This is a genomic window from Methylobacterium terricola, assembly GCF_006151805.1.
Taxonomy (GTDB): domain Bacteria; phylum Pseudomonadota; class Alphaproteobacteria; order Rhizobiales; family Beijerinckiaceae; genus Methylobacterium; species Methylobacterium terricola.
Genome location: NZ_VDDA01000003.1, coordinates 316,885 through 343,433, shown reverse-complemented (window position 1 = coordinate 343,433; position 26,549 = coordinate 316,885). Strand labels below are relative to the sequence as shown.

Here is a 26,549-nt window from a genome sequence, read left to right as displayed (position 1 = left end):
AATGGGGACGACGACCGGGATCCTCGATCAGGAGCCCCGCGGAGGGCTCACGCCCCCCTCCCCTCCACCGCCCGCCCGTTCCGGGCGGCGACGCGCAGGCTCACGGCCGGCGGCGGGGGCTGGCGCCGCGCGCGGCGTCGATGCACCAGGGGAAGGGTCGGGTCCTGCCGGAACGGCAGATCGAGCACGCCCTCCACGTCGCTGCGGGTGAGGCCGATGTCTTTCAGCGCGCGGTCGTCGAGTTCGGCGAGGCGGTAGGCGGCGCGGCGGTTGATCCACAGGGTGACGATCCGGGCCACGATCTGCGCGGCCTTGCGGCCATAGCCGAAGGCGAGCGAGAGGGCGCCATACAGGGGGGCGTAGCTGATCGTCATCGTGGTCTCCCGCGGGAGCATTCGGCGAACCTCGTCTGCGCCGGCCTCGCTCTTCCGCTGGCCCTCTCATAGCCGCGCTTGGCCGATGCGTTGAGCGAATGCTTGAGATGTGTCACATCACAGGGATTGATGATGGAGCGCGCCGGTGCACCCCCTCGACAGCGACCAGCTCCGGACCCTGGTGGCGATCGCCGAGAGCGGGTCGTTCACCCGCGCGGCGGAGGCCGTCCACAAGACGCAATCCGCCGTCTCGATGCAGATGAAGCGGCTCGAGGAGCGGCTCGGGCGCGAGATCTTCGCCAAGGCCGGCCGCGGGGTGCGGCTGACCGACGACGGCGAGCGCCTGCTCGATTACGCCCGGCGCATCGTGCGGCTGCAGACCGAGTGTCTGGCGACCTTCGACGAGGGCGACCTCGTCGGCCGGGTGCGTCTCGGCCTGCCGGACGACTACGCCGACCGCTACCTGCCGGAGATCCTCGGGCGCTTCGCCCGCACCCATCCGCGGGCCGAGGTCACGGTGGTGTGCGAGCCGACCGACATGCTGGCCGACCGGATCGCCGACGGCGACATCGACCTCGCCATCGTCACGGAGGCCAAGGGACGGCGCAACGTCGAGACGATCCGCACCGAGGCCCTGCTCTGGGTCACCTCGAGCCGCCATGCGGTGCACACCGAGGAGCCGGTGCCGCTCGCCCTTGGCCGACCGGATTGCAACTGGCGCCGGGCCGCGATCGAGACCCTGGAGCGCGGCGGGCGCCAGAGCCGGATCCTGTTCGTGAGCTGGAACTCGACCGCGGTCGGCGCGGCGGTGCTGGCCGGGCTGGCGGTCTCGGTCCTGCCCGAGAGCGCGGTCCGCGCCGGCATGCGGGTCCTCGGGCCGTCGGACGGCTTCGCGGGCCTGCCGGGCTGCCGCATCGGGCTGATGCGCCACCGCACCGGCGAACCGAACCCACTGGCCGACATCCTGGCCGGGCAGATCCGGCAATGCCTCGACAATCTCGGGATGGCCGCCGAGTAGCGGGCGATCCGTTTACTTCAGCGCGGCGAGGAAGCGCGTGCTCAGGTTGTTGTACAGGCTACCGGCCGTGTCTCCGTAAGCCGAGAGCGCGGTGGTCAGGGCGAGGAAGATCAGCCCGGCGATCAGCGCATACTCGATCGCCGTCGTGCCGGACTGGTCACGTCGGAAGCGCCGGAGCGCATCCCCTTCCCGCGATCTGCCCTGCACGCCAAGCCCCCACGAACCGCCGTGGCGGACATTGCGGCAGCACCTCCTCATCAGCCGTTAATGCGACCGCGGAATTTTCCGGCGTGCCCCTGCGGCAGGGGCACAATCTGCCGAAAGACCGCCCGGCGCAGGGCCGCGACGCGGCGGCCCTGCGGGACTCGGCAAGGGCGGATCGCGTGCGCCCTCAGGCCTTGCCGGTCTCCTTGCGCAGGGCGTCGATGCGCTGCGAGGCCTCGGCCTTGTCGAGGTCGGGGTCGAAGGCGTCGTCGTCCTTGGCCTGCTCGGCCAGCGTCTTGAGGTAGGAGGCCTGCGCTCCGGTCATCGGCTCCGAGCCGGTGGTCCAGTCCTTCGGATCCTTGATGCGGTTCGAGGTGTCCTTGGGATCCTGCTTCGGGTTCTCGGTCTCGTGGGCTTCGGCCTCGCGGGTCTCGGCCTTCTTGGCGGTCTTGGCGGTCATCAGGGCTTCCCGTGTTCTCTTAATGTTCCAGCTAGACAACGGGGAAGACCCGGCCCGCGTTCCCGGCCCGACCGTCGCAGGGACGGCTTGTCCCCGCAAAACCGCGGTTCCACACGCGCGAAGGCCCCGGGCGGTCTCCCGCCCGGGGCCTTCGCGTCACGCGGTCGTCGTCGCGCGGGTCAGGCGGCCCCCATTCAGGCGGCCTGGGCGCGCGGCCGCACCTCGGCGGCGTAGTCGTCCATCAGGGTCGCGGTCATCGCGGCCGGGGTGAAGCGGTACTGGGCGATCTCCGAGACCGGGGTGACCTCGGCGGCCGAGCCGGTGATGAAGCACTCGGAGAAGCCCGCCATCTCCTCGGGGCGGATGCGCCGCTCGACCACCTCGTAGCCGCGGCGCTTGGCCAGCTCGATCACGGTCTGGCGGGTGATGCCGTTGAGGAAGCGGTCGGCCGCCGGCGTGTGGATCACCCCGTTCTGGATGAAGAACACGTTGGCGCCGGTGCATTCGGCGACGTTGTCCTCCCAGTCGAGCATCAGGGCGTCGGCATAGCCCTTGTTCTCGGCCCGGTGCTTGGAGATCGTGCAGATCATGTAGAGGCCCGCCGCCTTCGAGGCCGACGGCGCGGTGCGCGGATCGGGCCGGCGGTAATCGGCCAGGTCGAGGCGGATGCCCTTCATCTTGGTCGCCGGGTCGAAGTAGCTCGGCCATTCCCACGCCGCGATGGCGAGGTGGATGGTGTTGTGCTGCGCCGACACGCCCATCATCTCCGAGCCGCGCCAGGCAACCGGACGGAGATAGGCCTCCTGCAGGCCGCTCTCCTTCAGCACGAGCTTCTTGGCGGCGTCGATCTCGGCCACCGAGTACGGGACCTCGAAGTCGAGGAGCTCGGCCGAGCGGCGCAGCCGCGCCGAGTGCTCGGTGCACTTGAAGATCTCGCCGCCATAGGCCCGCTCGCCCTCGAACACGCAGGAGCCGTAATGCAGGCCGTGGCTGAGTACGTGAATCTTCGCGTCCGCCCACGGCACCATGCGGCCGTCGAACCAGATGTGGCCTTCACGCTGGTCGAAGGGAATGACGGACATGACGATGATCCTCGTATGCGTTCGTTTCCGCCTGGCTGGTTCTCGCGCAACGTTCGTGCTTGAACGGGACGCGGGGCGTTCGTTCGTTTCGCCGGCGGGGTTGACGCCTATCAACGAGGCTGAGATATGTCAACAAGACTGACATAAATGACGAGGGCCCTCGAAGGCCCTCTCCCGCCAAGAGGTGCGACCCGTGACCCAGGCCGCCCGGACCCGTCCGGCCCCCATCCCGGACGCCGCCAACGAGGATCTGCGGGAGGCAGGCGACGCCCCGTCGCCGATGGATCAAGGGGATGCCGCCGAGGCGCCGAGCTACGACCTGATCGAGCTTCTGTTCTTCGCCTATCGCGACTTCGTCGCCGATCCGGACCGCATCCTGGCCGAGTACGGCTTCGGCCGCGCCCATCACCGGGTGCTGCACTTCGTCGACCGGCATCCCGGCCTCACCATCGCCGAACTCCTGGATATCCTGCGGATCACCAAGCAGAGCCTGAACCGGGTGCTGAAGGAATTGATCGAGCAGGGCTACATCGCGCAGCGCACCGGCACGAGCGACCGGCGCCACCGCCTCCTCACCTGCACGCCGGACGGCCGCGCGCTCGCCCAGCGCCTCGCCGGCGTCCAGGGCGAGCGGGTGCGCCGGGCGCTCGCCGAGGCGGGCCCGGCCTTGCGCGACCCGGCGAGCCGGTTCCTGCTGGCGATGATCGAGCCGGAGGAGCGCCCGGCGGTGAGCCGGCTGATCGCCGGCGGTGGCCCCGACTCGAAGGTGAAGCCGTGAGCGCCGATCCCGCCGTCGCGCCCCGGGCCGAGCTGCCCGACCACGCCCCGCACATCCTGGTGGTCGACGACGACCGCCGCCTGCGCGACCTGCTCGCCCGCTTCCTCGGCGAGAACGGCTACCGGGTCACGGCGGCGGCGAGCGCCGCCGAGGCGCGGGCGCGGGGCCGCAGCCTCGTCTTCGACGCGGTGGTGCTCGACGTGATGATGCCGGGCGAGACCGGCTTCGACTATGCCCGCCAGATCCGCCTGACCTCGCAGGTGCCGATCCTGATGCTGACCGCCCGCTCGAACCCGAACGACCGGGTCACCGGGCTCGAGATCGGCGCCGACGACTACCTGCCGAAGCCGTTCGAGCCGCGGGAATTGATCCTGCGCCTCAACAACATCCTGCGCCGCAACGCCCGCGGGCCGGCCGACGGCGCGGCCGTCCCCCTCGACGCGGTGCGCTTCGGGCCGTTCCAGTTCCGCATCGAGCGCGGCGAGCTGACCCGCGACGACGAGGCGATCCGCCTGTCCGAGCGCGAGCGCGAGCTCCTGACCATCCTGGCGCTCGCCCGCGGCGGCAACGTCGAGCGCGACGCGCTGACCGGCACCAACGGCGCCGCCAACGAGCGCACCGTCGACGTGCAGATGAACCGCCTGCGCCGCCGCATCGAGGACGACCCGGCCAACCCGCGCTACGTGCAGACCGTGCGCGGCGTCGGCTACCGGCTGGTCCTGGACTAGACGGGTGCCAACCCCCACCCTCGCCGGGACGCTGCCGACGCCCCGGCGGGCCTGGCGCCGGCTCGGCCGCGTGATCGGCGACCGGCTGCCGAAGGGGCTCTACGCCCGCTCGCTCATCATCATCATCGCCCCGATGGTGCTGCTGCAATCGGTGATCGCCTACACCTTCATGGAGCGGCACTGGCAGCTGGTGACCCGGCGCCTCTCGGCCGCGGTGACCGCGGACATCGCGGCGCTGATCGACATCTACGAGAGCTATCCGCAGGAGAAGGGCTCCGAGACCCTGGAGCGGATCGCCGGCGAGCGCCTGAACCTCGACATCGACATCCTGGAGGGCGCCAAGCTCCCCGCACCCGGCCCGCGGCCGTTCTTCTCGCTCCTCGACGAGGCCCTGTCCGACGAGATCCATCGCCAGATCGCCCGGCCGTTCTGGATCGACACCGTCGGGCGCTCCAACCTGATCGAGATCCGGGTCGAGATTCCCGGCGGGGTGATGCGGGTGATCGCCCGGCGCAGCCAGGCCTACGCCTCGAACTCGCACATCTTCCTGCTCTGGATGGGCGGCTCGTCGCTGGTGCTGCTCGGCGTCGCGATCCTGTTCCTGCGCAACCAGATCCGGCCGATCCTGCGGCTCGCCGACGTGGCCGAGAATTTCGGCAAGGGCCGCGAGCTCGATTTCCGTCCCCGCGGCGCCCGCGAGGTGCGCAAGGCCGGCCACGCCTTCATCGAGATGAAGCGGCGCATCGAGCGGGCGATGGAGCAGCGCACCACGATGCTCAACGGGGTGAGCCACGACCTGCGCACCATCATCACCCGCTTCCGGCTCTCCCTGGTGCTGCTGCCGCAGACCCCCGAGATCGAGGACCTGCAGCGCGACGTCGACGAGATGAGCCGGATGCTGGAAGCCTACCTGGCCTTCGCCAAGGGCGATTCCGGCGAGCCGGCCTCGGCCATCGACCTGCGGGCGCTGCTCGAGGACGTGCGCACCGACGTGGAGCGTCTCGGCGGCCACGTCTCCGAGGTGACGCTGGAGGGCCAGTCGACCGTGACGGTCCGGCCCGACGCCTTCCGGCGCTGCCTGTTCAACCTCGCCGCCAACGCCGCGCGCTACGGCGACACCATCGCGATCACCGCCCGCCAGGAGGCGCGCTGGCTGGCCGTCTCGATCGACGACGACGGACCGGGCATTCCCCCCGAGCAGCGCGAGGAGGTGTTCAAGCCCTTCGTGCGCCTCGACGACGCCCGCCAGGATGCCGGCGGCTCGGGCCTCGGCCTCGCCATCGCCCTCGACATCGCCCGGGCGCATGGCGGCGACGTGGCCCTGTACGATTCGCCGCTCGGGGGGTTGCGGGCGACGGTGCGGGTGCCGGCCTGACGCCGGCACCCGACGATCTCGTCACGGAACTCTAACAACCCGTCGTCCCACCGTGAGCAACCGTGGTAATCCGCGGGCGGATCGTCGGGAGAGCGGAGATGACGGAGCCGGAGCCGACCGTATCGGCCCCCCTGGTCGGCCTCGCGGCGGCGATCCTGGCGGCGACGCTCGACGAGCCGCGCGTGCTGACCGTGCCGGTGGCCGGACAGCCCGATGGTCGCGGCGAAGGCCTGCCGGCAGGTCCCCTGGAGCCGGCGCACCCGACCCTGGAGCGGGGATTGCGGGCCTGGGTCGAGCGCCAGACCGGCCAGAGCCTCGGCTATGTCGAGCAGCTCTACACCTTCGGCGACCGCAACCGCCGGCGGGGCGGCCAGGGTGAAGGCGGGCTGCATGCCCTCTCGGTCGCCTACCTGGCCCTGGTGCGCGAGGCGCGGCCCGCCGCCGACGCGACCTGGCAGAGTTGGTACCGCTACTTCCCCTACGAGGATCGGCGGGCCGGCCGCCCGCCCGCCCTCGACGCCCTCACCGACCGGCTGGAAGCCTGGGCCGGGGCCGCGACCGACCCGGAGCAGGGCCGGCGCCGCAGCGACCGGATCGGCCTGACCTTCGGGGCGGCCGGAAGCGGCTGGAACGAGGAGCGGGTGCTGGAGCGCTACGAGCTGCTCTTCGAGGCCGGCCTCGTGCCGGAGGCAGGCGCCTCCGACCATATCGCCGGGCAGGCGATGGCCTTCGACCACCGCCGCATGCTCGCCACCGCCCTCGGGCGCCTGCGCGGCAAGATCAAGTACCGGCCCGTCGTGTTCGAGCTGATGCCGCCGGCCTTCACCCTCGGCCAGCTCCAGCGCGTGGTCGAGGCCCTGTCGGGCGTGCTGCTGCACAAGCAGAATTTCCGCCGCCTGGTCGCCCAGCAGGGCCTCGTCGAGGAGACCGAGGCCGTCACCGCCGAGACCGGCGGCCGGCCGGCCCGGCTGATGCGCTTCCGCCGCGAGGTGCTGCTGGAGCGTCCCGTCCCCGGTCTCCGATTGCCGTCGGGCCGGCCCGGCTGACGGCGCGAGCGGCGCGGCGATCTGCGTCGCCTTGACGCACTTATGCTCAGATCCAACATATCTGGACAGGCCGGACTCCGCGGATTAGCCTCGCCGGGTAAATGCTCAATGTGAGCATATATCGGGAGGCGAGAATGGACGCGGCATGCCTCGACCGGACGGCCCTGCCGTCCCCGGCGGAACTCTACGAGCGGGTGCGCCACCACGTGCCGGCGATCGAGTGGCCCGCTCTCGCCGAGGACGTCGCGGCGATCCAGGCGCTCAAGCGCGCGCGCAACGCCGTGGTGCTGGCGCACAATTATCAGGCGCCGGAAATCTTCCACACGGTGGCCGACATCGTCGGCGACAGCCTGGCCCTCGCCCGCGAGGCGGCCCGCACCGATGCCGACGTGATCGTGCTCGCCGGCGTCCACTTCATGGCCGAGACCGCCAAGATCCTGAATCCCGGCAAGACCGTGCTGATCCCCGATCCCGGGGCGGGCTGCTCGCTGGCGGAGTCGATCACCGCCGCCGATGTGCGCGCCCTGCGCCGGCGCCACCCGGGCGTGCCGGTGGTCACCTACGTCAACACCTCCGCCGCCGTGAAGGCGGAATCCGACCTGTGCTGCACCTCCGGCAATGCCAAGGCGGTGGTCGAGTCGCTCGGCGTCCCGCGCGTCCTGATGATCCCGGACGAGTACCTGGCGCAGAACGTCCAGGCCGACCTGCCCCACATCGAGATCCTGACCTGGGCCGGCCATTGCGAGGTGCACGAGCGATTCACGGCGGAGGACATCCGCGAGGCGAGGCAAGCCTATCCGGGCGTGGCGGTGCTGGCCCATCCCGAATGCCCGCCCGCGGTGGTGGCGGAGGCGGATTTCTCCGGCTCGACCGCGGCGATGCAGGATTACGTCGAGACGCGCCGGCCGGCGCAGGTGGTGATGATCACCGAATGCGCCATGGCCGACAACCTGGCGCTACGCAATCCGGACGTGGCGTTCGTCAAGCCGTGCAATCTCTGCCCGCATATGAAGCGGATCAGCTTGGGGAAGATCCGGCGCAGCCTGGAGACGCTGGCCCACGAGGTCACGGTGCCGGACGACCTGATCGCTCCGGCGCGGCGCGCCGTCGAGCGCATGCTGGCGGTGCGGCCGTGAGCCCCGATCGAATCGTCGTGGCCGGGGCCGGCATTGCCGGCCTCGCCACGGCCCTGCGCCTGGCGCCGTTGCCCGTCACGCTCGTCACCGCCGCGCCGCTCGGCGAGGGCACAGCGACCGCCTGGGCCCAGGGCGGCATCGCGGCGGCGATCGGGCCCGACGACGCCCCGGCCCTCCACGCCGCCGATACCCTGGCGGCCGGCGCGGGTCTGAGCGACCCAGGGGTGGCGCTCGCCGTCGCCGAGGCCGGCCCCGGCCTGGTGGACTGGCTCGCGGGGCTCGGCCTCGCCTTCGACCGCGATTCCGGGGGCGCTCTCGCGCTCGGCCTGGAGGCCGCCCATTCCCGCCGCCGGATCGTGAAGGCCGGGGGCGACGCGACCGGCGCGGCGGTACTGAGAACCCTTGGCCGGATCGTCGCCGCCTGCCCGTCGATCGCGGTGACGGTCGGCCGGGCGACCGCCCTGATGCAGGACGGGAACGGCCGGGTGACCGGCCTCGCCCTCCGCACCGGGCAGGGCCCGGCCGACCTGCCGGCCCGGGCGGTGGTGCTGGCGACCGGCGGCCTCGGCGGGCTCTACCGCTCGACCACCAACCCGACCGGCGCCGTCGGCTCCGGACTCGTCCTGGCGGCGCGGGCCGGGGCAGTGTTGCACGATCCCGAATTCGTGCAGTTCCACCCGACGGCGATCGCGGTGCGCACCGGGGGGGCCATCCCGCTCCCCCTGCCGCTCGCCACCGAAGCCCTGCGCGGCGAGGGGGCGGTCCTGGTCGATGCCGGGGGCGGCCGGGTGATGGCCGGGATTGCCGGGGCCGAACTGGCGCCCCGGGACGTGGTCGCCCGGGCGATCGCCCTGCGGACCGGCCGGGGCGAGGCGGTCTTCCTCGACGCCCGCCGCCTCGACGTCGCCCGCCGCTTCCCGACGGTCGCCACCCTGTGCCGGGCGGCCGGGCTCGACCCGGCCGTGGCGCCGATCCCGGTGCGGCCGGCGGCCCACTACCACATGGGCGGGATCCGGGTGGACGGGCGCGGGCGCGCCTCGCTCCCGGGCCTGTGGGCCTGCGGCGAGGTCGCGGCGACCGGCCTGCACGGGGCGAACCGGCTGGCCAGCAACTCGCTCCTCGAAGCGATGGCCTTCGCGGAGCGGATCGCGGCGGACATCCGTGGCGGGGAGGCCCGCGCCGCCGGCCCTGGCCGCGCCCCGGATGTCGTTCCCGCCCTGGACGCGCTGCCGGAGATCCGCGCCCTGATGGAGGCGGAGGTCGGGCTGGTGCGCGATGCCGCCGGGCTCGCCCGGGCGGTGGCTCGGCTCGCCGCCCTCGCCCGGGCCGGCTCGGCGGAGGCCGTGGCGGGGCTGCTGGTCGCGGTCGCCGCCCTCGACCGTCGGGAGAGCCGCGGCGCCCATTGGCGCGCCGACCATCCGGGTCAGGCCGCGCCCCGGTCCACCGAGATCACCCTGGCCCAGGCCCTGGCGACGGCGGAGGCCGTCGCCGGCCCCATCCCTCAGGAGGCCCGATGACCGACTCACCCCTTCCTCCTCCCCTGCCCCGCCTGATGGTCGAGCCGATCGTGCGGGCCGCCCTGCTCGAAGACCTCGGGCGGGCCGGCGACCTCACCACCGACAGCATCGTGCCAGCCAAGGCGCGGTTCTCCGGCGCGATCGTCTCCCGACAGGACGGCACGGTCGCGGGCACCGAGGCCGCTTCTCTCGCCTTCGCGCTCCTCGACCCGGCCGTGACGGTCCGGGTGCTGCGGCCGGACGGCAGCCGGATCGCGCCCGGCGAGGCGGTGATCGCCCTCGACGGCCCGGCCCGGGCGATCCTCTCGGCCGAGCGCGTCGCCCTCAACCTGCTCTGCCGCCTCTCGGGCGTCGCCACCGCCACCGCCGCACTGGTGGAGGCGGCCCGGCCCCACGGCAAGGCCCGCATCGTCTGCACCCGCAAGACCACGCCGGGCCTGCGGATCCTCGAGAAGCACGCGGTCCGGGCGGGTGGCGGCGCCAACCACCGCTTCGGCCTCGACGACGCAGTGCTGATCAAGGACAACCACGTCGCGGTGGCCGGCGGCGTCGCCCCGGCGGTGCGGCGGGCGCGGGCCGGGGTCGGGCACCTCGTCAAGATCGAGGTCGAGGTCGATACCCTGGCGCAGCTGGAGGAGGCCCTCGCGGTCGGCGCCGACGCGGTCCTCCTCGACAACATGAATCCGGAGACCTTGCGCCGGGCGGTGGCGATGATCGACGGGCGGGCGGTCAGCGAGGCCTCGGGCCGGATCAGCCGCGAGACGGTCGGCGCCGTCGCGGCGACGGGGGTCGACCTGATCTCGACGGGGTGGATCACCCACAGCGCGCCGATCGTCGACCTGGGTCTCGACGTCGCCTGAGGAGGGGATGGCCCGACGATTCCGGCCTGCCCCCGGCAGGCGCCCCGGCCTTCCCGGCGGCAGCGCCGGACATCGGGCCGACGCCCTCGACCGAGAGCCCGGCCGGATTCCGCCCCTTGCCGCCTCGACCGGACATTCCGTGCTCCGGTCGAGCAGGGGACCTGCCCCTGCGTCATTTCATTAATCCTTGCCGAGCATACTTAATCCTAAGGTTCTCAGGACCGCCCTCCGCACGCTTGCCAAACTCTCGCTCCCGCAGCGTCCGAGGCGAAGCTTGAGTACTACGCTGCATAAACAACTTTATCATGGATGCGCCGGGGGTTCGTTCCTTGTCTCTCAAATCCAAGCTGGTCGCCATCATGGCGGTATTCTCGTGCATCTCACTCGGCGCGTTCGCGCACGACCTGCTGCAATCGCGCCAGGCCTGGACGGCATCGGAGGAGATCGCGGGTCTGGCGAAGATCGACGAGCTCGTGCTCAACATCATGAATGCGTTGCGCTACGAAATGAGCTATGCGATCGGGATCCTGAGGGCCGAGGGACAGGCCGCGCCCACAAACGTCGCCCAGATGGCGGCACGGCGCGGCGAGGTCGATCGGGGGATCGACGATGCCTTCGAGCGACTCCGCCGGCTCGGCCCGGAGCGGTTCAACCTTGGTGAGGCGACGGCGGCCCATGGCAGGCTCCGCGAGTTGCGCGGCGAGGTCGACCGCCAGGCGATGCGCCCCCGCGGCGAGCGCGATCCCAGGCTCATCGCGGACCTCTCGGCCCATATCCCGGCGATGCTGGCCATGCTGGGCACCCTCGCCGATGCCATCGAGCGTCCGATCCGGGCCGGAGACCGCGGGCTGCCCGACCTGATCGAGATCCGGCGCAAGGCTTGGATCGTCCGCGACATCGCCGGCAATGCCGCCAGTTCGCTCGCCCGGACCGTCGCCGCCCAGCAGCCGCTGACGCGGCAGGAAGCGACCGCCATCCTCGTCCGGCGCGGCCAGGCGGAGGCGCTGTTCCAGCAGGTGGAGCATGCCGTGCGCCAGCTGCCGGACGGCGCGGCGCTCAAGGCCGTCTCGGCGGCGGCCCGATCGACCTATTTCGGCGGCGCACACGGCGAAATGGTGGGCCCGTTGCTGGAGGCGGTCACCGGCCAGTACGCGACGGCCCTGACCAATGACGGCTACGCCCGGGTGGTGGTGCCGGCCCTCGATACGCTGCAGGCCATCGCGAGCCAGGCGGTGATGCAGCTCGCCCTGGTCGCCGGGACGATGGAGACGGAGGCGAGCCGCGCCTTCGCGGTCAATGCGGCCCTGATGGCGGGGATCGTCCTGCTGACCGGGCTCGGCGCCGTCGTGGTCGTGCGGGGCGTCACCCAGCCTCTCGACCGGATGACCGCCGCGATCAACCGCTTGGCCGCCGGCGACGCCGCCGCGGCGATTCCGGATCTCGGACGCCGCGACGAGATCGGGGCCGTCGCCCGGGGCGTCGAGGTGTTTCGCCACAACCTCATCCACAGCCGGGCCCTGGAGGCCGAGACCGCCGAGGCCCGGGCCGACGCGGAGACGCGGCGGAAGGCCACGATGCGGACGATGGCCGATGATTTCGAGGGAGCGGTGGGCGGCATCGTCGCCCTGGTGGCGGGCGCGGCGACGGACCTGCAGGCCACGGCCCGGGCCATGTCCGGCACCGCCGGCGCGACGGCGACCCGGTCGCTCGCGGTGGCGACCGCGGCCGAGGAGGCGGCGTGCAATGTCGCCACCGTGGCGGCGGCGGCCGAGGAACTCGGCCAGTCGGTGCAGGAAATCGGCCGGCAGGTCCAGGGCGCGGCCGGCCTGGCGCACGCCGCGGTGAGCGAGGCGGAGCGGACGACCACCCTGGTCCATGACCTGAGCGCGGCCAACGCGCGCATCGGCGACGTGGTCGGCCTGATCTCGTCGATCGCCGGCCAGACCAACCTGCTCGCGCTCAACGCCACGATCGAGGCGGCCCGGGCCGGCGAGGCCGGCCGCGGCTTCGCGGTCGTCGCCGCCGAAGTCAAGGCGCTCGCCGGCCAGACCGCCCGAGCGACGGAGGAGATCACCCAGCAGATCGGCCGGATCCAGGGCTCGACCCATCAGGCCGTGTCCGCCATCGGGGCGATCGCCGGGCGCATCACCGAGATCGACGCGGTGGTGGTCGCCTTGACGGATGCCGTGGGGCAGCAGGGCGCAGCGACCCAGGAGATCGTGCGCAACGTGAACCAGGCCGCCGGCGGCACCGGCGAGGTGACAACGAACATCGCCGGCGTGGCCGGCGCCGCGGAACAGACGGGAGAGGCCGCGACCCGCGTCCTCGCCTCGGCCTCGGCGCTGCAACAGGAGGCGACGCGACTCGGCGCCGAGGTTCAGCGCTTCCTCGGAACCGTACGGGCCGCCTGAAGTCGGGCAGCCAGGGGGTCGGAGGTCAATGCGCCTCCTGCCAGTTCAGGGCCGCCTTGGCTTCGACGGCGAGCGGCACCCGCAGGGATACGGCCGGGTGCGGCGCCTCCTCCATCACCCGGGCGATGATCGGCAGCGCCCGCTCGACCTCGTCGTCGGGCGCCTCGAACACCAGCTCGTCGTGGACCTGGAGCAGCATCCGGGTCGAGAGCCCCGCCTCGGCGAGCGCACCCTCCATCCGGGCCATCGCCCGGCGGATGATGTCGGCCGCGGTGCCCTGGATCGGCGCATTGATCGCCTGGCGCTCGACCGAGGCGCGCTCCTGCGGGTTGTTGGAGCGGATCTGCGGGTAGTGGCAGACCCGGCCGAACAGCGTCGTGACGTAGCCCTTGTCGCGGCAGATCTTCTTGGTGTCGTCGATATAGGCGCGGATGCCGGGGAAGCGCTCGAAATACTGCTTGATGAAAGCCGAGGCCTCGCCCTGCGGGATGCCGAGCCGGTCGGCGAGGCCGAAGGCCGAGATGCCGTAGATGATGCCGAAATTGATCGTCTTGGCCCGCCGCCGCAGGTCCGAGGTCATCTGGTCGAGCGGCACGCCGAACATCGCCGAGGCGGTCGCCGCGTGGATGTCGATGCCGTCCTCGAAGGCCTGGCGCAGCTGCGGGATGTCGGCGATGTGGGCGAGCAGGCGAAGCTCGATCTGGCTGTAATCGGCCGAGATCAGCTTGTGGCCGGCATCGGCCACGAAGGCCTGGCGGATACGCCGTCCCTCTTCCGTGCGGACCGGGATGTTCTGCAGGTTCGGATCCGACGACGACAGCCGCCCGGTCGTGGTGGCGGCGAGCGCGAACGAGGTGTGGACCCGGTCGGTGCCGCGGTCGGCATGCTCCTGCAGGCTGTCGGTATAGGTCGATTTCAGCTTCGAGAGCTGGCGCCACTCCAAGATCCGGCGCGGCAGGTCGTGGCCCTGGCCGGCCAGCTCCTCCAGCAGGGTCGCGGGCGTCGCCCACTGGCCGGACGGCGTCTTCTTGGCGCCGGGCAGGCCCATCTTGCCGAACAGGATGTCGCCGATCTGCTTGGGCGACGAGACGGAGAACTTCTCCCCCGCCATCTCCTGGATCTCGTCCTCGAGCCGCGCCAGCGACTGGGCGAAATCGCCCGACAGCCGGCTCAGCATCCCGCGGTCGACCTTGATGCCCTCGCGCTCCATCCGCGCCAGCACCGGCACCAGCGGCCGCTCCAGGGTCTCGTAGACGGACGCCCGGCGCTCGGCGGCGAGCCGCGGCTTCATCAGCCGCCACAGCCGCAACGTCACGTCCGCATCCTCAGCCGCGTAGGCCGTCGCCTTGTCGAGGGCGACGCGGTCGAACGTCACCTTCTGGCGCCCGGTCCCGGCGACGTCCGCGAAGGTGATCGGCTGGTGGCCGAGATGGCGGCGGGCGAGCTCGTCCATGCCGTGCGAGCCCTTGCCGGCGTCGAGCACGTAGGAGATCAGCATCGTGTCGTCGAAGGGCCGGACCTCGATGCCGTGGCGGGCGAGCACCAGCCAGTCGTACTTGATGTTCTGGCCGACCTTCAGCACCGCCGGGTTCTCGAGCAGCGGCTTCAGCCGCTCCTTCACGGCTTCCCAGGAGAGCTGCCCCGGCAGCAGGCCGCCGCCGAACAGGTCCTCGCCGCCGCGGTGGCTGAGCGGGATGTAGCAGGCGCGGCCCGGCGCGGTGGCGAGCGACACGCCGACGAGGTCGGCCTTGTTGGCGTCGAGGGCGGTCGTCTCGGTATCGACCGCCAGCACCCCGGCCTCGAGCGCCTCGGCCACCCAGGCATCCAGGCTCTCGACGCTGGTGACGGTCTCGTAGGATGCCGTATCGAAGGGCTTGACCGATTCCGCGGCGCGCGCCGCCACCAGGGTGGTGGGGGTCGCCTCGGTGGGCGCCTTGGGCTTCGGCGGCGCATCCGGCAGGTCGAGATCGGCGAAGGGATCGACCTCGGCCGGGGCTGAAGCGGGCGCGCCGTCGGGCGCATCGCCGAAGAACGGCGTGACGTCGCTGCCGCCCTTCTCGTTCGAGAAGCCGGTATCGGCGCCCTCCGGCAACAGGGAGGGGTCGGGCCGCACCGCTTCCGGATCGACGTGCAGCATCTGGGCGATGCGGCGCGTCAGGGTGTTGAACTCCATCGCCTTCAGGAAGCCGACGAGGCGCTCGGGGTCGGGCTTCGGCAGGCCGAGATCGTCGAGGGGCACCGGCACCGGCACCTGCTCGTCGAGGGCGACGAGGCGGCGCGACAGCCGGGCCTGGTCGATATTGGCGAGCAGCGTCTCGCGGCGCTTCGGCTGCTTAATGGTGGCGGCCTTCTCCAGGAGCGCCTCCAGGCTGCCGAACTCCTTGATCAAGGCCGCGGCGGTCTTGAGCCCGATGCCCGGCACGCCCGGCACGTTGTCCGAGGTGTCGCCGATCAGCGCCAGCGCGTCGCCGATCTGCTCAGGCCCCAGGCCCTCCCAGCGCTCCAGGATCGCGGCGCGGTCGAGGTTGCGCTCGGGCCGGTAGCCCGGCTTGCCCTTCTGGCCCGATTCGAAATCGTAGAACCGCACGAGGTCGCCGACGAGCTGCATCAGGTCCTTGTCGGACGAGACGATGATGACGCCCGCGCCCCGGCCTTCCGCCTGGCGGGCATAGGTGGCGATCAGGTCGTCGGCCTCGTAGCGCTGCAATTCGATCGGGTGCAGGCCGAAGGCGCGTACCGCGTCGCGCATCAGCGGCATCTGGCGCTTGAGGTCGTCGGGGGCGTCGGGCCGGTGGCCCTTGTAATCCGGGAAGATCTCCTTCCGGAACGAGCCCTCGGACTTGTCGAACACGATGCCGAGATGGGTCGGCACCACGCCGGCGGCCCCCTCCTGCACGAACTGCGCGAGCTTGGCGCAGAACAGCCGCACCGCCCCGGTCGGCAGCCCGTCGGAGGGGCGGAAATTGTAGCGCTCGGGCTGGTTGATCGACTGGAAATAGGCCCGGAAGATGAACGACGAGCCGTCGACCAGGAGCACCTGATCGCCGGGGCCGACGGGCTTCGTCTCGGGGGCGGTCTCGGTGCTCATGCGGGGATACGTCTGTTCCGGGCGGGCGTTAAGAGACCCGTCTTAGTGCGTCGCCGGGGCGAGGCAAACCGCGGCGCGGGCGCGCTCCCCCGGGAATGGACGCGCGCGGGTGTGCCCCCGGCACACCAGGCGCCCGCGAAAGCGCCTGCGGCCTAGCCCGAAAGCTTGACTTGGCGCGGGCGGAGGCCTGGTGTCAGCCTGAGAGAGCAACCGTCATTCGCCCGGGAATCAGGATGCCGCCTTCGGGCCGGCGCCGCCCGGGCCCAAGGACCGGCCCATGCGCACGACACCCCTCGCCGCCCTGATCCTGGGCCTCGCCACCGCCGTCGGCCTGTCGGCGGCAGAAGCCCGCTCGGCCCGCCAGGAGATCGCCCCGGCCGAGGAGCGCGAGTTCCCGTTCGACGCCCAGATCCCCGGCTGCCAGGATGCCGGCGTCCTGGAGAAGATCACCTACCAGTTCGCCGAGAAGGAGGCGAAGTTCTGGAACTCGACGCTGACGATCGCGGCCTACGACAGCATCGAGCGCACCGCCTGGCGGCCCTGGGGCCTCGACTTCTATCCCCGCCGCTTCTGCACCGCGGTCGCCACCACCTCGGACGGGGTGCGCCGGCGGGTGGATTACTCGGTGCGCGAGAGCCTCGGCATCATCGGGGCGACCTACGGCGTCGAGTTCTGCGTCCACGGCCTCGACCGCAACCTCGCCTACGCCTACGCCTCGGCCTCGTCCTGCCGCGAGGCCCGGCCCTGATGCTGCGCCCGCTCGCCGCTGTCCTCGCGCTCGCGACGCTCGCGGGGGCTTTTTTCGCGGGTCCCGCCGCCGCGCAGGGGCGCGGGGGCGGTGAGCCGGGCGTGTTCGACTTCTACGTCCTCGCCCTGTCCTGGTCGCCGACCTACTGCGCGCTGACCGGCGAGCGCCGCAACGACCGGCAATGCGATCCGGGCCGCAACCCGGGCTTCGTCGTCCACGGCCTGTGGCCGCAATACGACCGCGGCTTCCCGAGCGAGTGCGGCGCCTTCCCCCGCAGCCCGAGCCGTCCCGCGATGGAAGCGGCCGAGGGGGTGTTTCCGAGCGAGGGCCTGGCCCGGCACGAGTGGCGCCAGCACGGCACCTGCTCGGGCCTCGACCCGGCGGCCTATTTCCGCGCGACCGCCAGGGCCCGCGACGCGGTGACGATCCCGGCCGCTTTGGTCAAGCCCGCGGAGGGTCTGCGCGCCGCGCCGATCGACATCGCCCGCCAGTTCGTCGCCGCCAATCCGGGCCTGCGCCCGGACATGATGTCGGTGACCTGCAAGGCGGGCCAGCTCGAGGAGGTGCGGATCTGCTTCACCAAGGACCTGCGCGGCTTCACCCCCTGCCCCGAGGTGGCGCGCCAGAACTGCCGCGCCGGGGAGATGGCGGTGGGCGCGGGGCGCTGAAGGCCCACTCGTCCGGGACCCGATCGAGAAGTGCCGCGGCTGCGGCATCGAGGGGTTCCAGATGCTCGGTGATGACGGACCACAGGACGACCGGGTCGATCCGGCGATGCTCGTGGCGCAGCAGAGTGCCGAGTCCGCGGATCTGCCGCAACGGCACCGAAGGTTCCGACGCCTTGATCGAGCGGGATGTGCTTGGCGGCCTCGGCGATGATCGGCAGTGCATGCTGCACGGCCCGCGTCATGGCCCAGCTTCCCGCGAACGCCTCGAAGGCCACGTCCTTGGTCAGGTCGCGAATACCGGCAATCTCGCCCCGGATATCGAGCAACCAGATGCGGGGCGAGTGGCCAGCCGTCAGAACACCCTGACCACGTCCCGCTCGGTCTGCGGACGCAGGATCGGATGCAGGCCGCTGCGGGTGCCATAATCCACGCGCCCTCCGACCGCGGCCTCGATCGCCTCGTAGGCGGCCATGAACGGCAGGAAGCCGAACGCGACATCGGGCGCCGGATCGACGAACACGTCGATGTCCGAGTCCTCCCGCGCCTCGTCCCTGGCGTGGGAGCCGAAAAGGAAGAGCGCGGCGACGCCGCTTGCCCGCAGGGCGGGCTCGGCGGATTTCAGGCGGGCAAGAACCTCGTCGCGGCGCATGCGATGATGATAGGGCATCCCGCGCCGATTCTCACGCGGGACGGCGAGACGAGGACCTGAGACCCGTGAATTACCGCCACGCCTTCCACGCCGGCAACCACGCCGACGTGCTCAAGCACTGGGTGCTGACCCGGGTGCTGGCGCATCTCCAGCGCAAGGCGACGCCGTTCCGGGCGATCGACACCCATGCCGGTCTCGGCTTCTACGACCTGACCGCCGACGAAGCCGGGCGCACCGGCGAGTGGCACGACGGCATCGGCCGGCTCGACGTGCCCTTCCCCGACGCGGTCGAGGCTTTGCTCGCCCCCTACCGGCAGGCGGTGGCCTCCGTCCGGGCGCGCCACGGCGACACGGTCTATCCGGGCTCGCCGGCGCTGATCCGCGAGTTCCTGCGCCCCGGCGACCAGGGCGTGTTCGTCGAGCTGCACCCGGCCGACGGCGCGGTGCTGCACGCCCGCTACAACCAGGATGCGCGCACCAAGGTGCTGGCCCTCGACGGCTGGACGGCGCTCCCCGCCCTGATCCCCCCGAAGGAGCGCCGCGGCCTTGTGCTCATCGACCCGCCCTACGAGGTGCCGGGCGAGATCGACCGCCTCGGCCGCGACCTCCTGAAGGCGGTGGGCAAATGGGCGACCGGCACCTATCTCGCCTGGTACCCGATCAAGGACGCCGCAGCGATCGACCGCCTCGCCGCGACCCTCGACGCCGCCCTCCCCCGCCCGGCCCTGCGCCTCGACCTGCTGATCCACCGGCCCGACCCGACGCGGCTGAGCGGCAGCGGCCTCATCGTGGTCAACCCGCCCTGGACCCTGCGCGAGGAGGCCGAGACCGTCCTGCCGGCGCTGGCCGAGCGCCTGGCGCAAGGCGGCTACGGCGCCTTCCGCTGCGCCCCGCTCGGGCCGCCGGCCTGAGCGGCTCGTCCCAAGGAACGGCCGAAGAAGGCGACGACCGCGGCGTTGAAGCGGGCGTGGAACGCGGCCCGGTCGAAGCCGGGCGCGCTGGCGCAGATCTCCGGGATCCTCCGTGCCAGGTCGGGCGGGCAAGGCGCGAGGAAGTCGTAATGCCGTGCGCCGTCGATGAGATGGAGATCGGGCCGATGCGGCAGCGCGGCGGCGACCGGCTCGACGTAATGCGGTGCGGGCAGGATCTCGTCGTCGCCTGCCCGCCAGAGCTGCACCGGCATCGTGAGGTCGGCGTGTGGGGCTCCGCCGGCCTCCTCGCCGGAACCCGGATGACGATGCGGCCATGGGTGGATCGATGGGCAGAGCGGTGCGCCGTGCCCGCCAGCCTGGCCCTCGGCGTGCTGCTCACATCGGTGCCGGCTGCCGTCCTGTCGCGCCTGGTCGCAGCCGGGCTGTGGCCCGGGCCGATCGCCCGGGTTCCGCCGCCGGAATGGTACGGCCAGACGCTGCTCGTCCTGTCCGGGCTGGCGCTGGGCCGGATCGCCCTGGCGGGGCTCGACCGAACCCGCTCGCCTGCACCGCCGACATCGCCCCCGGCCGCAGGCGGCCTGCTCGACCGGCTGCCGCCCCGGCTTGGCCGCGACGTCGTCGCGCTGCAGATGGAGGACCACTACGTCCGAGGCATACCCGCGCCGGATCGACCCTCGTGCTGATGCCCCTGCGCCAGGCGATCCAGAACGTGGACCACGTGCCGGGCCTCACGGTGCATCGCTCGTGGTGGGTGGCGCGGGATGCCGTGACCGGTTGCCGGCGCGAGGGCCGCAACCTGCGCCTGGTCCTGGCGGGCGGGCTCGCGGTCCCGGTGGCCCGCGCCCGGATTGCCGCGGCGCGAGAGGCCGGCCTCGTCGGCGACGAGGCCTGACCTCCCGCAACGCGTCCAGCTGCGGCTTGAGCTTATGGCGCCGCATGGGCGCGGCGATCAGCTCATCAATCCGCGCGGCTCACCAGTCAGCCTGCCTCGCGCTGGATAGGCCGTCCGGCTCACCCCTCACGCCGCGATCCGCCCCTCCAGCGGAAACACCTTGGCCGGGTTCATCAACCAGGCCGGATCGAACACCGCCCGCACCCGCATCTGCTGGTGCAGGTCCTCCGGGTTGTACTGGTAGGTCATCAGGTCGCGCTTCTCGATGCCGACGCCGTGCTCGCCGGTGAGGCAGCCGCCGACCTCGACGCAGAGCTTCAGCATTTCCTCGCCGGCGGCCTCGGCCTTCTCCATCTCGCCGGGTGTGTTGATGTCGAACAGGATCAGCGGGTGCAGATTGCCGTCGCCGGCATGGAAGACGTTGGCGCAGCGCAGCCCGTAGGACTTCGTGATCTCGCCGATCCGCTCCAGCACCAGCGGCAATTGCCCGGTCGGGATGGTGCCGTCCATGCAGATATAGTCGGAGATGCGCCCCGTCGCGCCGAAGGCGGACTTGCGGCCCTTCCAGATCGCGGCGCTCTCGGCCTCCGATTGCGAGACCCGGAGGCTGGTCGGGTTGAAGGGCTTGGCGATCTCGACGATGCGGGCGAGCATCGCGTCGCATTCCTCCTGGCAGCCCTCGACCTCGATGATCAGCATCGCCTCGGCATCGAGCGGGTAGCCGGCATGGGCGAAGGCCTCGCAGATCGTGATCGCCTCGCGATCCATGTACTCGATCGCCACCGGGATGATGCCGGCGCCGATGATCGCCGCCGTGCAGGCACCCGCATCCTCGACCGTGCCGAAGCCCATCAGCGCCGGCCGCGCGCCTTCCGCCGCGCGCAGGATCCGCACGGTCGCCTCGGTGACGATGCCGAGCTGGCCTTCCGAGCCGCAGACGAGGCCGAGCAAATCGTAGCCGGCGGAATCGAGGTGGTCGCCGCCGATCTCCACCACCGTGCCGTCGACCATCACCAGGGTCACGCCCATCAAGTTGTTGGTGGTCACGCCGTATTTGAGGCAGTGCGCCCCGCCCGAATTCATCGCGATGTTGCCGGCGATGGTGCAGGCGAGCTGGCTCGACGGGTCGGGGGCGTAGAAGAAGCCCTCATGCGCCACCGCGGCGCTGATGGCGAGGTTGGTGATGCCGGCCTGGACCCGGGCGGTGCGGTTGGAAAAATCGACGTCGAGCACCCGGTTCATCTTGGCGACGCCGAGGATCACCGCGTCCTCCTGGGCGATGGCGCCGCCGGCCAGCGAGGTGCCGGCGCCGCGCGGCACCACCTTCACCCCGGCCTCGTGGCAGTAGCGCATCACCGCGGCGACCTCCTGGGTGGTCGAGGGCAGCACCACGGCGAGCGGCATCTTGCGGTAGGCGGTGAGCCCGTCGGTCTCGAACGCGCGGCGCTCGTCCTCGCTGGTCACCAGCGCCTCCGGCGCCACCAGGCCGCGCAGCCCCTCGACGATCGCGTCGCGACGGGCAAGGATCGCGGGGTCCGGCATCGGGAAGGCGATCGTCATGGCGTGTCCTCTGAATCCCTGAGACTCTTGTCCGACCGGTCGGGCGGTCGCTCGCGCCCCTCTTACCTCAGGCGAGGAGCCGCGCCCATCCATCGGCTGCCCCCGCACCTTCGTCCGATTGCGCCGAGCCGCGGCACAGCTTCTTTTCGCCGCACGGGACCCGTCGCGAGCCGCCGGCGTTTTTAACTGTACCAAATGCAGGCTGGGCCATATCCCGATGGCCGGTCGCGAACGACGTCCGTTGGAGGGAACCTCATGCGTCAGCTCATCCTCGGTGCCGCCCTGGCGGCCCTTCTCCCCTTCGCCGCCCAGGCCCAGGACGCCGCCGCTGGCGAGAAGGTGTTCACCGCCTGCAAGGCCTGCCACGCCTTCGGCAAGAACGGCGTCGGCCCGGATCTCAAGGGCGTCATCGGCCGCAAGGCCGGCACCCACGAGGGCTACAACTACTCGGCCGCGATGAAGAATTCCGGCCTGACCTGGGACTCGGCCACCTTCATGGAATACATCAAGGATCCGAAGGCCAAGGTGCCCGGCAACAAGATGATCTATGCCGGCCTGAAGGACGACAAGAAGATCGCCGACCTCGAGGCCTATCTCGAGACTCAGAAGTAGGACCGTGGGCGGCCCCGGCCTGCGCCGGGGCCGCGCCCTCAATCGCCGATGCCGTCCCGGCCGTGGACGGCCATCAGGGTGGCGGTGAGCATCGCCACCAGCTTCTCGCGCCCATCGCTCTCCGAGAAGACCTCGGCCTGGGCCAGCGTCAGGGTTCTCCCGGCCTTCACCACCCGCCCCCGCGCCACGATGCGCGCCCCGGCGGCCGGTGCCAGCAGGTTGATCTTGAACTCCGCCGTCAGCACCCCGGCCCCGGGCGGCATCAGGGTCAGGGCCGCATAGCCCGCCGCGCTGTCGGCGATGGCGCTCACCGCCCCGGCATGGACGAAGCCGTGCTGCTGCGACACCGCCGGCCCGGGCGCGAGCGCGATCGCGACCGCCCCGGGCGAGACCGCGTCCAGCGTCGCCCCGAGGGTCCGCATCAGGCCTTGCTTGTCGAAGCTGGCGCGCACGCGCGCCTCCGTCTCGTCCGGATCGGCGCGCAAGCGCGCCTGTTGCATCAGGTCCGTCACGGCTGCGGGGCCTCCCTGTCGATGATTCTTGGTAAGGGATGGTGAGGCACGGCCACGGCCGCGCTGTCCAGAGCTCTCACCCCCGAGCCTTCCATGACCACCCCCGATTCCGATCCGGCCGGCTGGCGTCCCTTCGAGGACGAGGGCTTCCTCTCCCTGGTCGGCCCGGTCCTGCTGCGCGAGGAAGGCGACGGGATCAGCGTCGCCTTCCGGGCCGAGCCCAAGCACGCCAACCTGATCGGCGTGGTGCAGGGCGGCATGATGATGACCTTCGCCGACCGGGCGCTCGGCTACGCCGCCATGCGGGCCGCCGGCGGGGCGAACTGCGTCACGGTGCAGTTCGAGATGCAGTTCGTCTCGGCCGGCCGGATCGGCGAGACGATCACGATGACGCCCGAGGTGGTGCAGCGCACGAACAGCCTGGTCTTCCTGCGCGGCGACGCCCGCTGCGACGGGCGCATCGTCGCCACCGCCACCGGCGTGTGGAAGATCCTCCGGCGGCGGCCGGAGGCGGGGCCGGGCTGAGGCCGGGGCGGGCTCACTGGGTCAGGGTCGGATAGGCGCTGGTGAGGCCGAGCCCCTGCGGCACCGGCACCTTGGTGGCATTGTAATTCGCGTTGAGGACGAGGCGCGGCGCCTGCGACAGCGCCAGCCTCTGGGCGACGATCGCGGTATATTCCGACCGGTCGGCGACGGTCTGATTGGCGGCGACCAGGAAGGTGCCGCGCGACAGGTAGATCGTGCCGACGAGCCGGCGTGCGTTGTCGCTCAGAACCTCGAACTTCCGGTTAGGCGGGGCGGTGCGGTCCTCGAAGAACAGCAGGCCCGCCATCACGTCGTCCGTTGGCGCGCTGAGCGAAACGCTCGAGCGCGGCATGAACTGCATCGGGCGGGCGATGCCATCGGGTTCCGGCTGAACCATGCCGGTGAAATAGAAGCCCACGCCGTCGCCGCTCAGCGATGCCGGCGGAAGCGACGTCGACACTTTCGGGCAATGCATGTTGTTCTTGTCGGTTTGTGAAACGTCGTTGTGATAGCAAAGGCATGGGGCAACGTCGTGCGGATGGACGTTTCCGGGTCCCGCCATCGGGCTCGGGCTGTCGGTACCGACCACGAGCGGCCCGTCCTTCATGACGTAGATCCCGGGATTGAGCTTGACGACCGCGCCCGACGCGAGGATGAGCCCGCCGCAATAGGTTCCGGGATTGAGGGTATCGCTCCAATTCCCGATCACCTTGTTGGTATAGGTGCAGCCTCCCACCGGCGGGGCAGCCCGTCCCGCGAGCGGGTCCTTGATGGCCGGGCAGCCGGTGATCGGCACGGGCTGGTAGCGCTGAGACGGGCCGGCATAGCCGCCGACCGCGCACGATTTCAGCGCGACGAGTTGCGAGGTGTCGCGTGCGTCGATCGCCGCGGCGGATGCGGACATCGCGTAGACCGAGCAGTTGCTCGCGGAGATCCGGGCTCTGTCCCGCAGGTCGATGGCATCCGCCGACGATCCGTCCAGCGCCACGACGCAGACCCGGGACGTGCCGACGATCTCGGCGGTGGCCTGGACGACGATGTCGGTCAGGTGCGGCGTGACGAACAGGGTCATGATCGCGCGCTTGCGCTGCGAGAGGGTCACCCTCACGCCGGTGGGGGACGTGACGCGGTCATCCACGGGCTCCGGCGCGAAGGAGTTGTCCGCATTGGCGTGCGTCCGGCGGTGGACGGGCTGGGTCTTGACCGTGATGGGGTCCCCGGCGGGCAAGTTCGCCGCCAGGCTGCGTACTTGGCTCTCGGCCACGGCCTGGACCCGGTTCCTGTCGTAGCCGCCCACCTGCATGTCGGACACGATGGCGAGCGCGGTCTCGTCCGCGATGGCCTGGAGCTTCTGCCGGCGGACCAGCCAGGTCGCGTAGTCGACGCCGAATCCGACACTGCCCAGCAGGCCCGGGAGCAGGATCGCGAACAGCAGGGCAGCGCCCCCGCTCCTGCCGCAGATGAAGGCTCTGCTGCGGCCGGACACACGTCTGCATATCGTCGGCAGGTCTAACATTAGAACAATATGCCTTCATTCCATGAACCAAAAGTGAAACCTTCCGGCACAGCGCCCATATATATTCATCGTTTTGCCGCACATATAACGGTTATCGCGATCAAAAATGATTGATGACAAAGGAGTTAGATCTTAGAAAAAATATTGCATCACTTTCGGTGAGTAGGATTCTTTTCTTCTATTGTCGATCCAGGGTTGTCGTGACAGGACCGACTACCTGGTGTGATCGCCCGGCGCCTGGGACCTCGCGGTCTTCACGATCCGTGCCGGGCCGCGCAGGGGCGCCCTTGATGCATCCTCTCTGCCGGTGCCGGATGGATCGGGACGCGGGTCTTCGCCATCCTCCCCGTGTGACGCGACGCCCGGGATCGACCGCGATCCGCACAGCAGGGGTACGCCCGATCCGGCGCACCGGCCTGGGCCAGCGCTCCAACGACGCGCCTGCACAAGCGGCCGCGATCCGCTATGTAGAGCGGGATGACGCACGATCCGAACGGCGCCCCGCCCGGCGGGGTCCTCGAACGCCTCACCGCTGCCCTCGGCGCGGAGGGCTCGCGACGCGGCCCGCCGCCGGTCGAGCGCTGGAATCCGGATTATTGCGGCGAGATCCCGATGCGGATCGCCGCCGACGGGACCTGGCACTACAACGGCAGCCCGATCTCGCGGCCGGCCCTGGTCAAGCTGTTCTCGACCATCCTGCGCCGCGACCCCGACGGGCGTACGGTGCTGGTCACGCCGGTCGAGCGGGTCGGGATCGAGGTGGAGGACGCGGCCTTCCTGGCGGTCGAGCTGGCGGTGGAGGGCGCGGGCGAGGCCCGCGCCATCGCCTTCCGCACCAACCTGGACGACGTCGTCCCCCTCGACGACGCCCACCCGCTGCGGTTCGAGCGCGACCCGGAGGGCGGGTTCAAGCCCTACATCGCCGTGCGCCACGGCCTCTGGGCCCGGGTCACCCGGGCGCTCACCTACGACCTCGTGGAACTCTGCGAGGAGCGCGAGGAGGGGGGCGAGAGCTGGTTCGGCCTCGCTGCCGGCGGACGCTTCCACCGTATCGCCCGAACGTCCGAGCTGTCGTGACCGATCTCGCCGCGCCGCAGGTCCTGGGTTCGTCCGCCCTCGATGCCTTCCTCGACCGCGCCCGGGCCCGCCTGCGGCCCGAGCCGCCGGGCCCGCACGACTCGACCTCGAACCCGCGGGGTGACCACGACCTCGAGCCCGACGTGCTGGAGGCCGCCCTGTCGCGTCCGCCGCGGCTCGCCGCCGTGCTGGTGCCGGTGGTGCCGCGGGACGACGGCGTTGCGGTGCTGTTCACCCTGCGGTCGCCGCACCTGCGCGACCATTCCGGCCAGATCGCCTTTCCGGGCGGCAAGATCGATCCCGGCGACCCCTCTCCCCTGGCGGCGGCTTTGCGCGAGGCGCAGGAGGAGATCGGCCTCGACCCGGCGGCGGTGACGCCGCTCGGCTACCTCGACCCCTACCTGTCGGGCACCGGCTTCCTGGTGACGCCGGTGGTCGGGCTGGTGGCACCGGACGCGTCCCTCACCCTCAACCCGCACGAGGTGGCGGAGGCGTTCGAGGTGCCGCTCGACTTCCTGATGGATGTCGCGAACCACGCCCTGCACAGCCGGGAATGGCGCGGGCGCCAGCGGCGCTACTACGCGATCCCCTTCGGCGAGCGCTACATCTGGGGAGTGACCGCCGGCATCGTGCGCAACCTCTACGACCGGCTCCGCGACGCGGACGCGTGATACGTATCCGGAAGGAGCCTTCCGGATTTCGCGTCGTCCGCCCGCGCGGCGCCCGAGCCAAGCCGAGATCCGCTTCGCGAAGCGACCAGTTGGATTTCCTACGACACCGA

29 protein-coding genes are annotated in these 26,549 nt (G+C 71.3%); 18 read left to right on the top strand and 11 right to left on the bottom strand.

From position 1 onward, the window contains the following. Window positions 1–47: 47 nt before the first annotated feature. Window positions 48–374 (bottom strand): DUF1127 domain-containing protein, encoded by a 327-nt coding sequence (locus tag FF100_RS08960; RefSeq protein WP_139035251.1) that lies wholly within the window; start codon window positions 372–374, stop codon window positions 48–50. A gap of 145 nt (window positions 375–519) precedes the next feature. Between FF100_RS08960 and FF100_RS08955 the strand changes: the two genes are divergently transcribed. Then, window positions 520–1,392, top strand: coding sequence for a LysR substrate-binding domain-containing protein (locus FF100_RS08955; RefSeq protein WP_139035249.1), 873 nt, complete (start codon window positions 520–522; stop codon window positions 1,390–1,392). A gap of 12 nt (window positions 1,393–1,404) precedes the next feature. Here FF100_RS08955 and FF100_RS08950 read toward each other — a convergent pair whose 3' ends face one another. The 3 genes from FF100_RS08950 to FF100_RS08940 all read right to left on the bottom strand — a co-directional run bounded on the left by FF100_RS08950 (window position 1,405) and on the right by FF100_RS08940 (window position 3,138). Next, entirely contained in the window at window positions 1,405–1,599 is a 195-nt protein-coding gene (locus FF100_RS08950) for a Flp family type IVb pilin (protein WP_246101978.1), read from the bottom strand. Window positions 1,600–1,783: 184 nt separating this feature from the next. Continuing rightward, on the bottom strand, window positions 1,784–2,056 hold the full coding sequence (locus FF100_RS08945; RefSeq protein WP_139035245.1) for a DUF3072 domain-containing protein: 273 nt from the start codon (window positions 2,054–2,056) through the stop codon (window positions 1,784–1,786). A gap of 194 nt (window positions 2,057–2,250) precedes the next feature. Then, window positions 2,251–3,138 carry a branched-chain amino acid aminotransferase gene (locus FF100_RS08940; RefSeq protein ID WP_139035243.1) on the bottom strand — a complete coding sequence of 296 codons (888 nt, stop codon included), beginning with the start codon at window positions 3,136–3,138 and terminating at the stop codon, window positions 2,251–2,253. A 280-nt stretch (window positions 3,139–3,418) separates the two neighbouring features. Between FF100_RS08940 and FF100_RS08935 the strand changes: the two genes are divergently transcribed. The 8 genes from FF100_RS08935 to FF100_RS37570 all read left to right on the top strand — a co-directional run bounded on the left by FF100_RS08935 (window position 3,419) and on the right by FF100_RS37570 (window position 12,989). Further along, window positions 3,419–3,916: a MarR family winged helix-turn-helix transcriptional regulator gene (locus tag FF100_RS08935; protein ID WP_171070117.1), complete on the top strand. Its 498-nt coding sequence runs from the start codon at window positions 3,419–3,421 to the stop codon at window positions 3,914–3,916. Next, window positions 3,913–4,644, top strand: a complete 732-nt coding sequence (locus FF100_RS08930) for a response regulator (RefSeq protein WP_139035239.1) — start codon at window positions 3,913–3,915, stop codon at window positions 4,642–4,644. The genes FF100_RS08935 and FF100_RS08930 overlap by 4 nt, the downstream gene beginning before the upstream one ends. Before the next feature lie 4 nt (window positions 4,645–4,648). Beyond that, the gene (locus tag FF100_RS08925) at window positions 4,649–6,019 is read left to right on the top strand and encodes an ATP-binding protein (RefSeq protein WP_139035237.1); all 1,371 of its coding nucleotides are present in this window, start codon (window positions 4,649–4,651) and stop codon (window positions 6,017–6,019) included. Between the two features lie 98 nt (window positions 6,020–6,117). Continuing rightward, window positions 6,118–7,065, top strand: coding sequence for an NUDIX hydrolase (locus FF100_RS08920; RefSeq protein ID WP_139035235.1), 948 nt, complete (start codon window positions 6,118–6,120; stop codon window positions 7,063–7,065). A 134-nt stretch (window positions 7,066–7,199) separates the two neighbouring features. Further along, the gene (nadA, locus tag FF100_RS08915; RefSeq protein ID WP_139035233.1) at window positions 7,200–8,201 is read left to right on the top strand and encodes a quinolinate synthase NadA; all 1,002 of its coding nucleotides are present in this window, start codon (window positions 7,200–7,202) and stop codon (window positions 8,199–8,201) included. Next, window positions 8,198–9,718, top strand: coding sequence for an L-aspartate oxidase (locus tag FF100_RS08910; RefSeq protein WP_139035231.1), 1,521 nt, complete (start codon window positions 8,198–8,200; stop codon window positions 9,716–9,718). The genes nadA and FF100_RS08910 overlap by 4 nt, the downstream gene beginning before the upstream one ends. Beyond that, complete coding sequence (nadC, locus tag FF100_RS08905) at window positions 9,715–10,578, top strand: carboxylating nicotinate-nucleotide diphosphorylase (protein WP_139035230.1); 864 nt, start codon at window positions 9,715–9,717, stop codon at window positions 10,576–10,578. The genes FF100_RS08910 and nadC overlap by 4 nt, the downstream gene beginning before the upstream one ends. A 329-nt stretch (window positions 10,579–10,907) precedes the next feature. Beyond that, window positions 10,908–12,989 carry a methyl-accepting chemotaxis protein gene (locus tag FF100_RS37570; protein WP_246101977.1) on the top strand — a complete coding sequence of 694 codons (2,082 nt, stop codon included), beginning with the start codon at window positions 10,908–10,910 and terminating at the stop codon, window positions 12,987–12,989. Between the two features lie 25 nt (window positions 12,990–13,014). Here FF100_RS37570 and polA read toward each other — a convergent pair whose 3' ends face one another. Beyond that, entirely contained in the window at window positions 13,015–16,077 is a 3,063-nt protein-coding gene (polA, locus tag FF100_RS08895; RefSeq protein ID WP_139035228.1) for a DNA polymerase I, read from the bottom strand. Window positions 16,078–16,354: 277 nt separating this feature from the next. Here polA and FF100_RS08890 point away from each other — a divergent pair, with 277 nt between their 5' ends. Next, window positions 16,355–16,825 (top strand): hypothetical protein, encoded by a 471-nt coding sequence (locus FF100_RS08890; protein WP_139035226.1) that lies wholly within the window; start codon window positions 16,355–16,357, stop codon window positions 16,823–16,825. Next, window positions 16,825–17,493 (top strand): ribonuclease T2 family protein, encoded by a 669-nt coding sequence (locus tag FF100_RS08885; protein ID WP_139035224.1) that lies wholly within the window; start codon window positions 16,825–16,827, stop codon window positions 17,491–17,493. Before FF100_RS08890 ends, FF100_RS08885 begins: the two co-directional genes overlap by 1 nt. Here FF100_RS08885 and FF100_RS38605 read toward each other — a convergent pair. Next, entirely contained in the window at window positions 17,423–17,716 is a 294-nt protein-coding gene (locus tag FF100_RS38605; RefSeq protein WP_139035222.1) for a HepT-like ribonuclease domain-containing protein, read from the bottom strand. The two genes, FF100_RS08885 and FF100_RS38605, sit on opposite strands and share 71 nt — an antisense overlap. Window positions 17,717–17,845: 129 nt before the next feature. After that, on the bottom strand, window positions 17,846–18,142 hold the full coding sequence (locus FF100_RS08875) for a nucleotidyltransferase family protein (protein WP_139035220.1): 297 nt from the start codon (window positions 18,140–18,142) through the stop codon (window positions 17,846–17,848). Between the two features lie 65 nt (window positions 18,143–18,207). Between FF100_RS08875 and FF100_RS08870 the strand changes: the two genes are divergently transcribed. Then, complete coding sequence (locus FF100_RS08870) at window positions 18,208–19,053, top strand: 23S rRNA (adenine(2030)-N(6))-methyltransferase RlmJ (protein WP_139035218.1); 846 nt, start codon at window positions 18,208–18,210, stop codon at window positions 19,051–19,053. On the opposite strand, the gene FF100_RS08865 is transcribed toward FF100_RS08870, so the two are convergent. Continuing rightward, entirely contained in the window at window positions 19,011–19,325 is a 315-nt protein-coding gene (locus FF100_RS08865) for an alpha/beta hydrolase (RefSeq protein WP_139035216.1), read from the bottom strand. The genes FF100_RS08870 and FF100_RS08865 overlap by 43 nt on opposite strands. A gap of 93 nt (window positions 19,326–19,418) precedes the next feature. Here FF100_RS08865 and FF100_RS36975 point away from each other — a divergent pair, with 93 nt between their 5' ends. Together FF100_RS36975 and FF100_RS36970 are read left to right on the top strand one after the other, a co-directional pair. Beyond that, window positions 19,419–19,757, top strand: a complete 339-nt coding sequence (locus FF100_RS36975; RefSeq protein WP_171070103.1) for a hypothetical protein — start codon at window positions 19,419–19,421, stop codon at window positions 19,755–19,757. Next, window positions 19,757–19,966 (top strand): LytTR family transcriptional regulator DNA-binding domain-containing protein, encoded by a 210-nt coding sequence (locus FF100_RS36970; RefSeq protein WP_246102007.1) that lies wholly within the window; start codon window positions 19,757–19,759, stop codon window positions 19,964–19,966. Before FF100_RS36975 ends, FF100_RS36970 begins: the two co-directional genes overlap by 1 nt. Window positions 19,967–20,092: 126 nt before the next feature. Here the strand turns inward: FF100_RS36970 and FF100_RS08855 are convergent, their stop codons facing one another. After that, window positions 20,093–21,526, bottom strand: coding sequence for an FAD-linked oxidase C-terminal domain-containing protein (locus FF100_RS08855; RefSeq protein WP_139035212.1), 1,434 nt, complete (start codon window positions 21,524–21,526; stop codon window positions 20,093–20,095). 255 nt (window positions 21,527–21,781) lie between these two features. Here FF100_RS08855 and FF100_RS08850 point away from each other — a divergent pair, with 255 nt between their 5' ends. Further along, window positions 21,782–22,138, top strand: coding sequence for a c-type cytochrome (locus tag FF100_RS08850; protein WP_139035210.1), 357 nt, complete (start codon window positions 21,782–21,784; stop codon window positions 22,136–22,138). Between the two features lie 38 nt (window positions 22,139–22,176). On the opposite strand, the gene FF100_RS08845 is transcribed toward FF100_RS08850, so the two are convergent. Next, window positions 22,177–22,650 (bottom strand): PaaI family thioesterase, encoded by a 474-nt coding sequence (locus tag FF100_RS08845; protein WP_342778991.1) that lies wholly within the window; start codon window positions 22,648–22,650, stop codon window positions 22,177–22,179. A 93-nt stretch (window positions 22,651–22,743) separates the two neighbouring features. Between FF100_RS08845 and FF100_RS08840 the strand changes: the two genes are divergently transcribed. Continuing rightward, window positions 22,744–23,175, top strand: coding sequence for a PaaI family thioesterase (locus tag FF100_RS08840; protein ID WP_139035208.1), 432 nt, complete (start codon window positions 22,744–22,746; stop codon window positions 23,173–23,175). A gap of 13 nt (window positions 23,176–23,188) precedes the next feature. Here FF100_RS08840 and FF100_RS08835 read toward each other — a convergent pair whose 3' ends face one another. Then, window positions 23,189–24,661, bottom strand: a complete 1,473-nt coding sequence (locus FF100_RS08835; RefSeq protein ID WP_171070101.1) for a pilus assembly protein TadG-related protein — start codon at window positions 24,659–24,661, stop codon at window positions 23,189–23,191. A gap of 507 nt (window positions 24,662–25,168) precedes the next feature. Here FF100_RS08835 and FF100_RS08830 point away from each other — a divergent pair. Then, complete coding sequence (locus tag FF100_RS08830; protein ID WP_139035204.1) at window positions 25,169–25,768, top strand: DUF1285 domain-containing protein; 600 nt, start codon at window positions 25,169–25,171, stop codon at window positions 25,766–25,768. Beyond that, complete coding sequence (locus FF100_RS08825) at window positions 25,765–26,439, top strand: CoA pyrophosphatase (RefSeq protein ID WP_171070100.1); 675 nt, start codon at window positions 25,765–25,767, stop codon at window positions 26,437–26,439. The genes FF100_RS08830 and FF100_RS08825 overlap by 4 nt, the downstream gene beginning before the upstream one ends. Window positions 26,440–26,549: the final 110 nt, after the last annotated feature.